This window comes from Pseudonocardia sp. (genome assembly GCF_025965585.1).
Taxonomy (GTDB): domain Bacteria; phylum Actinomycetota; class Actinomycetes; order Mycobacteriales; family Pseudonocardiaceae; genus Pseudonocardia.
The window spans coordinates 1-6,160 of sequence record NZ_JAOPWR010000400.1; the positions used below are offsets into that span (position 1 = coordinate 1).

Annotated in this window: 4 protein-coding genes and 1 pseudogene; 1 reads left to right on the plus strand and 4 read right to left on the minus strand. The window is 72.4% G+C overall.

The genetic code is table 11. The features are described 5' to 3' along the window. The 3 genes from JWR81_RS24805 to JWR81_RS24815 form a co-directional block, all read right to left on the minus strand. Positions 1-1,491: Hsp70 family protein (locus tag JWR81_RS24805; protein WP_297657940.1), on the minus strand; the 1,491-nt coding region annotated here is incomplete at its 3' end. A gap of 124 nt (positions 1,492-1,615) precedes the next feature. Further along, complete coding sequence (locus tag JWR81_RS24810; RefSeq protein ID WP_297657942.1) at positions 1,616-3,100, minus strand: dynamin family protein; 1,485 nt, start codon at positions 3,098-3,100, stop codon at positions 1,616-1,618. Then, positions 3,097-4,932 (minus strand): dynamin family protein, encoded by a 1,836-nt coding sequence (locus JWR81_RS24815; protein WP_297657945.1) that lies wholly within the window; start codon positions 4,930-4,932, stop codon positions 3,097-3,099. The genes JWR81_RS24810 and JWR81_RS24815 overlap by 4 nt, the downstream gene beginning before the upstream one ends. A gap of 84 nt (positions 4,933-5,016) precedes the next feature. Here JWR81_RS24815 and JWR81_RS24820 point away from each other — a divergent pair, with 84 nt between their 5' ends. Beyond that, positions 5,017-5,622 (plus strand): hypothetical protein, encoded by a 606-nt coding sequence (locus JWR81_RS24820; protein ID WP_297657948.1) that lies wholly within the window; start codon positions 5,017-5,019, stop codon positions 5,620-5,622. A 311-nt stretch (positions 5,623-5,933) separates the two neighbouring features. Here JWR81_RS24820 and JWR81_RS24825 read toward each other — a convergent pair. Further along, positions 5,934-6,160 (minus strand): annotated as a pseudogene (locus tag JWR81_RS24825) (phosphoribulokinase); the annotation flags it as partial.

Genomic DNA, 6,160 nt, shown 5'->3' on the forward strand with positions numbered 1-6,160 from the left:
GGGCCGGCCGGCGGCGCCGGGATCGCCGAGGGGCGGCGCGGCCGGTGGGCGGCCGATCCCGGTCGTGCCGCTGCCGGGACGAACCGGTTCGGTCGCCGGTCGGGGAGCTGCCGAACGGGGGGCGGTCGCAGGGACCGCGATGGTGGCGGCCGTCGCACCGGGCGGGTCCGCCGGAAGCCGCTGGCGGCCTGATGCGGAGGCATCGGCACCCGACGGGCCGTGCGTCGACCTCACCGCACCGGACGGGGCCGCACCGGACGGGGCCGGACTGGACGGGGCCGGTGCGGCGGGGCGAGCGGGAGCTGGGTTCGGACGGTCGCGCGCAGGCTCCGGGCGCGGTTCGGACCGCGGCCTCGGTGCGACCTGGCGCGTCACCGCTGGCAGCACCGTCGTGGGAACGGGCGGCTCCACGCCGTTGCCCGTGCGGCCGTGCGCCTCCCCGGCGAGGGCCGCCGCACCCAGCGCGATGACGTGTTTGGGATGGGCGTCGACCGCGGTCGGCCTGCCCAGCGCCGCAGATACCATCTCCGAGACCAGCGGGATCCGCGACGACCCGCCCACCAGCAGGACGGCGTCGAGGGCCTCCGGTTCCACGCGTGCCGAGCGCAGCGCCCGGCGCAGCGCGCTCACGGTCGACTCGATCGGTGGTCGCATCATCTCCTCGAGCTCGGCGCGGGTCAGCCGCACCTCGGTCTGCAGGCCGGGCATCAGGACCGGAATGACGGTCTCGGTGTCGGCCGACAGAGTCTCCTTGGCCAGCACGCACTCCTGGCGTAGCCGGATCAGCGCACCGGCGTTCTGCCGATCGGTGAAGTCGAGCGCGGTGACCGCGCCGTCGAGGGTGCGGTCGACGAAGGCGAACACGGCCTCGTCGAAGTCGATGCCGCCGAGGCCCTCGACGCCCTCCGGGGTGCCGAGGATCTCGAAGCCGGCGGCGCGTCTGCGCAGCACCGTGGCGTCGAACGTGCCGCCGCCGAAGTCGTAGACCGCGATGAGCGCACCGTCGGCCAGTCGCTCGCTCGTCGCGTAGTGCGCGGCGGCGGCCTCCGGCTCTGTGATCATCGATACCCGGTCCACCTCGGCGATGCGCGGCACGGAGTCGAACAGCTCCCGCTTGTAGGGGCCCCAGTTGGCCGGGTGGGTGAGCATCACGTGCTCGGCGGCCCCGCCTTCCCGTTCCGCAACCTTCCCGACCACGGAGGAGAGCAGCTGCGCCAGCACCGACGCGACCGAGTGCGGTGCACCGCCGAGCACGAGCGGCGTCGGGTCGCCGAGGCGGCGTTTGAACTCCCGCGCCACCCGGTCGGGCTCCATCATCGCCCGCCGGTTCGCCGCGTCCCCCGTGAGCACGGCACCCTCGCCCCGCATGAGGACGACCGACGGGATAGCGGCCGTCCGGTCGCCGAGAGTGGCCATCTCGATGTGCCCGATGCGGTCGATCGCGGCCGCGGTGAACGTCGTGCCGAGATCGATTCCGAGGCTGTACCCCATGGTGGCCTCCTGCGAGCGTGGACGGGCGGCGCGGCCGGTAGAGCCCCGCCCGGTCAACCTGCGCTCCCAGGGGGCACCCGTCATGAGTAGTGGATTACTCGCCCGGACGGAAATACCTTGCCGGCTACTCGACCGTCGGGAAATCTCCGAGGATCCCCTCGCAGGTCCGCACGAGCAGCCGCGCCGCCTGCGCCACCTCACGCGGTGACGCCGGGTGCTCGGCGCGTTGCTGCCAGCGCAGGTGGTGCTCGGCCGCGAGCTTGCGCACCCCCTCCGGGCTGGCGTCGCGCGGCAGGCCCAGCCGCGTCCGGGCATCGGTGCCGGCCGCCCCGAGCAGCTGCTCGGCGGCGCGAAGGTCACCGGAGGACAGGGGGACCGCACCGGTGCGGATCGCGTCGATGAGGGAGATCTCGGCGAACTCGTGGGCGCCGGCCCGCACCCGTTCGACGTCGTGGGCCAGGCCGGCAGCGGCGGGCAGCGGGTATCGCCGCATGATCGACTCCAATCCCATCAACGCGGACCGCGCCTTGAGCACGTCGGCCCGCGCGGCGAACTGGTCGGCCAGCACCGCCCGCAGCAGCGGCAGACCGCTGGCCGTCAGGAGCTCGTGGGCGAGGTCGGTCGCGCTGCTCACCGCGCCGTCCCGGACGAGCCGGGTGGCGAGCCGGAGCCCGAACATGCCGAAGCGGTCCAGGAGCGCGGCGCGTTCATCGTCGAGCAGCTCGAGCCGGGGGCTACCGGTCAGTAGGCGGTCCGCGGTGAGCAGCAGCCGGTCGAGGTCGGGGCAGGCGGCCAGCAGCTCGATGGACCGGTATTCGGTCTCGCGCAGGGCGGCCGCCGACGAGGCCAGCAGCCCGGCGACGGGAACGACCGTGCGGCACAGTGCCCGGATGCGGAGATCCGCGGCGTAGCGGGTGGCGATCCGGGCCGCGACCTCGAGGGCGTCAGGGCGGGCGTGTCCGACCTCGTCGGCACGGGCCAGCACGCCCACGGTGTTCATCGGGTTCCGGTCGGCCGACCCGTCCTGGAAGGTCCCGAGGAAGCGCACGTCCTCGCCGTGGACGTGGCGCATGAGGTAGACGACGGCGTCGACCTCGGCCGGTGCGCCGTCGACCTCGTCCTCGGGGGTCAGCAGTGCCTCGCTCCGCTGGCCGACGTCGGTGCTCATCGACCCCATCCCGGGTGTGTCGATGAGGCTCATGTCGGCGAGGGTGGGCGCGGGCCATTCGACGACGAGCCGCTCGACGTCCGCTGCGGCGACGCCGTCCATCGCGATGTCGAGAGACCCGCCCAACCGCCGGAACGGCAGCTGGCGGGGCGGGCCCTGGCGCGGGTGGAGGGTGACCCGGTAGGTGAGGCCGTCGACATACCAGGTGACGATGCGCGTGCACTCGCCCGCGTCGGTGGCGGCGAGCTGCTGGCCGACGAGCGCGTTGAGCAGCGTGGACTTGCCGGCCTTGACCCGGCCCGCGATCGCCACCCGAAGTGGCTCGGCGAGGCGGGCGTCGACGGCTCGCAGCTCGGGCCCACCGGGGCTGTCCCCGTAGAGCGCGATGGCGGTACGGACGAGGCCTCCGACGCGGTCGGCGATGCCGGGGCCGCCGCTCACCGGGCGTGCTCCGGGCGTGCGGTGCGGGCCAGCATCTGTTCGGTGCGGGCACGTAGCGCCGTGAACAGCTGGAGGTCCTTCTCCAGGCGACGCAGCTCGTCGGCCGCGTCCTCGCCGCCGCGCACCGCGTCGCGGGCGGCGTCGAGCGCGGCGGCGGCCGAGCGCTGCAGCTCCTCCGCGCGCGCGGAGTACCGGTCGCGCATCTCACGCTGGGCCCGCCGCACGGTGTCGCGGGAGTCCTTCGAGACCTGCAGCGTGAACTCGTCGACGAACCGCCGCACCGCTGTCCGGGCCGCTGACCTGCGCTTGTCCACCGCGCGCCTGCGCTCCTCGCCGAACGCCGAGCGGCCCATGAGCAGGCCGGCGGCGATGCCGATCGGGCTCGGGATGGCCAGCATCGTCAGGTGGGTCAGCATCGTGAACATCATGAAACCGGCGTAGGTCTTCTGGAAGATCGCCATCTTGCCGGTCACCTTCTTCGGCGGGTCCAGCGCCGAGGTCTCGATCGAGAGCTCCTCGAGCATCCCCAGCGGGGCCCGGACCTTGACGATCTGGGTCTCCACGAGCTCGAAGTGCTCCGCGACCCGCTCGGCCAGCTCGTCGGCGGCCTTCGCGAACCGGGCGTAGTTCTCCAGGGTCTCGCCGGCCAGCCGGGAACGCAGCCACTTCTCGAAGTCGGGCCAGTTGCGCGCGGGATCGCCATCATCGATGGCCTGCTCCGCCTCGGCCAGCACGCCGCGGGTGCGCATCCGCAGGTCGAAGTCCACGTCGGCGGAGATGTCGGAGAAGCCGTCGTTCAGCAGCTGCTGCCAGCGTGCGGACCTGCTGCGCAACGTGTCGGCCCGGTCCCGGGCCCGGGCCAGCTCGGCCTGCACATCGGCGGCCTCGGTGGGACGGGTCAGAGCGGTGACGCGCGCGGTGAGAGCGGGAACGAGCTGACCGATCGTGGACGTCAGGTGCGCGCCGAGGGACTGCAGGGCCACCCGCTCGGCGTCGTCGAGCACCTCGCCGAGCCGCCGGACGAACGGCGGGAAGCCGGACTCGTCGTTCAGCTCGGCGTCGGCGGCGTCGGCGGCGGCGGTGCGTATCTCCGACGACACCGCGAACGCGTCCGCGGCGATCCCGGCACGGGTCAGGTGTCCCACGTCGAGCTCCAGGATCCGCCGCCACTGCGGATAGAGATCGATCTTGCTCAGGACGAACAGCAGCATCGGGCACAGCTCGGCGGCGGTGTGCAGGAACCGCACCTCGGCCACGGTCAGCTCCTGGGAGGCGTCGGCGACGAAGACGACGGCGTGCGCGGACGGGAGTGCGCTGGCCGTCAGTGCGTTCTGGACCGACCCGAGCCCACCCACCCCCGGGGTGTCGACGACGACGAGACCCGACTCCAGCAGGGCCCGGTCGACGCCGACGGTGACCGACCGCAGCCGCCGACGGTTGCCGGCGTTCCCGCCCTCGGCGACGTGCGCGGCGATCTGGTCGAACGGGATCGTCTCGGTCCACGGCGAGCCGATGTCGCCGGGCTCGGGCTCGTAGGTGGCGCTCGCGCGCGGCTGGTCAGCGAACCGCACCAACGTCGGCACCGCCGTGGCGATGTCGTCGTCCACCGGGCACACCGTGGTGGTCAGCAGCGCGTTGACCAGCGAGCTCTTCCCCTGCTTGTACTCGCCGACGACATAGACCGTGACGCTCGACCCCGACAACAGATCCCGGGCACCGCGCAGCCGCGCGACGAGGTCGTCGCGGCCATAGGCCGCGGCCCCCTCGATGGCCAACTCGACCGTCTCACGCGCGAACCGCACCGCGGCGCTCGGTCCCTGCTGCTCGGCCATCCTCCCCCTCCTGCCGTCGCACCGTCGTCGCAGCGGGATCGGGCGACCCCCGATCCCGCCTCGGACAACTCAGACGACGTGCTCGTGGCCCGAGACCTCATGCGACTCGTGCTCGTGGGACTCGTGCCCGTGATCGTCGTGATCGTGCGACAGATGAGAGCCGGAATCGTCGTGATGCTCCTCCCAATCCCGGGACTCGTGCTCGCTACGGTGCCCGTGATCGTCGTCGCGATGCTCCTCCCGGTGCTCACTCCGGTGCTCCTCACGGTGCTCGCCGTCATCGTCAGACCGCCGACCCTCGAAATGCCGCTCACCGTCATGGCCGCGGTGCTCGTCCCGGTCGCGGTGCTCGTCTCGGTCGCGATGCTCGTCCCGGTCGCGATGATCACTGCTGAACACGTCCCCGCTCCGCGTGTGGTCGCTGGTGATCTTCTCGTCCGACATGGTGCCCTCCTGCTTCGCTGCAGTGCCTCCGGCGCGACCGGTCAGCCGCTGCGCCAAGTCTCGGGGCTCGATCCCGACGATGTCGTGAGTAGACGCCTACTTGCCCTGGACCCCACCAGCCGTGGCCTACTCAGATCCAACATGCCGACGCACCCCGCCCGGCCAAGTTCCGACCCCTCCGGAACCTGCAGGCTGACCCGCCACGACGACGCCGCTGTCGGTCGACGCGCGGTGCGCCCGGCGTGAACTTCCACGCCCTCCCGAGCGGCCACGTCGCGACTGCTCGTCGCCGCTGGTCGTCTCATTCCGCCCGGCGCCCGCATCTGCTGGCGCCGGCACGCCGAGGGCCACGGTAGGCACGTCACCGAGGGCCCCGATCTCACTCCGGCGGAGGCGAAGGCGTCGTAATCCGCCCGGGCTACACCGCTGTGGTGCCCGTCTGGAGAGTGGCGCCGTCCCCGTTTTCTTCATGACCCATCCGGCCTCCGGGACGGCCTCGCGGAAGCACAAAGCGAGTAGGGGTGTCGCCGGCCGGAGCACGCGCGCCAGGACCCTGCTCACGGACGGCCGAGGGCCTGGTTCCGCCGTTCGATCAATCGCCAGACCATCGGCGTGAAGATGAGTTGCATCGCGAGGTCCATCTTGCCGCCCGGGCACACGATCGTGTTCGGGCGGGACATGAACGAGTCGTGCAGCATCGAGAGCAGGTACGAGAAGTCGATGCCCCTCGGATCGGCGAAGCGGATGATGAGCATCGACTCGTCCAGCGTCGGGATCGACCGGG

Excerpts from the sequence above, each read along its gene's own strand:
- JWR81_RS24815 (WP_297657945.1), bottom strand. The coding sequence starts at position 4,932 with ATGGCCGAGCAGCAGGGACCGAGCGCCGCGGTGCGGTTCGCGCGTGAG.